1 protein-coding gene is annotated in these 1323 nt (G+C 41.0%); it reads left to right on the top strand.

The window, feature by feature from the left end; translation table 11 throughout:
• The first annotated feature begins 74 nt into the window (after window positions 1–74).
• Complete coding sequence (locus AB4323_RS24125; RefSeq protein ID WP_017065108.1) at window positions 75–1103, top strand: IS110 family transposase; 1029 nt, start codon at window positions 75–77, stop codon at window positions 1101–1103.
• Window positions 1104–1323 lie beyond the last annotated feature (220 nt).

Consider the following 1323-nt stretch of genomic DNA (forward strand, 5'->3'; position numbering starts at 1 on the left):
GGCGTTGTTAATGATATGGACACTTCCACCCACCGTCTAAACTTATAGTCGGTAACATAAATGAGGAAGAGACCATGACCATTGCAACTTTAGGTATCGACTTAGCTAAATCTTCTTTTGCTCTTCACGGAGTAGATTCATCAGGCAAAGTTCTTTTGAAGAAAAATATCAGCAGAAAGAAGTTGTCCGAAACGTTGACCAATATGCCTCCTTGTCTTGTTGGTATGGAAGCTTGCTCCAGTGCTCATTATTGGGCAAGAGTATTCAAGCAATTTGGTCATGACGTTAAACTTATGCCTCCGCAGTTTGTTAAGCCCTATGTGAAATCAAATAAGAACGATACCGCTGATGCTGAAGCAATCTGTGAAGCGGTAACTCGCCCTAACATGCGTTTCGTACCTATAAAATCGATTGAACAGCAATCAATCCTTTCTGTTCACAAAGCTAGAGAAAGGTTAGTTTCAATGAAAACTGGCCAAACTAATCAATTACGTGGGTTGCTGGCTGAGTTTGGTCTTGTCTTTCCTAAAGGAAGTGCATCACTTAACAAGCAGCTCCCTCTGGTTTTAGAGGATGCTGAAAATAATTTGACGCCACCGATTCGCTGCGTGGTTACTCATTTAAAAGAACTAATTGATGAGCTTTCTTCACGAATTAGTGCGTTAACAAAAGAAATTGAACAATGGCACAGTACGAATGTTGATTCTAAAAGAATCGCAGAGATCCCTGGAATTGGCCCTATAACTGCCACCGCACTTGTTGCAAGTATAGGTGACCCCGCATCTTTTAATAATGGACGGCAGGTATCTGCATGGATTGGACTTGTACCTAAGCAGTTTTCAACGGGTGGCAAACAAGTATTGCTTGGTATAAGCAAGCGGGGGGATGGCTATTTACGAAGACTACTAGTGCATGGTGCAAGAGCTGTTCTTGGGCACTTAAAGCAACAGCCAACCACTTATACTCACCGCTGGTTGAATGACTTACTGAAACGAAAACACAAGAATGTTGCAATAGTCGCACTAGCTAATCGGAATGCTCGAATTGCATGGGCTTTATTGGCTAATCAGCAACACTATAATCCTGAATTACTATCTATCTAAAATTGCGCATGAAGTGGAAATGAGAAAACAGGTAAGACCGTGAGTATGGAACTCTGATTTGATCTTAGGACTTTCAAGTTCGTGTTGTTGATAAGAGCATGCTCAGCGGAAATCATTAAGAGTCCTTGAACTCGGATATATGTCTGCAATCTTTTACCTAAAACTTTCAGATTTACTACTTGCCAATAGGAAGTGTCCATATATGATCAAATCAGCTTGA

The organism is Vibrio sp. 10N.261.52.C11, assembly GCF_041471405.1.
GTDB classification, from domain to species: Bacteria; Pseudomonadota; Gammaproteobacteria; order Enterobacterales; family Vibrionaceae; genus Vibrio; species Vibrio crassostreae_C.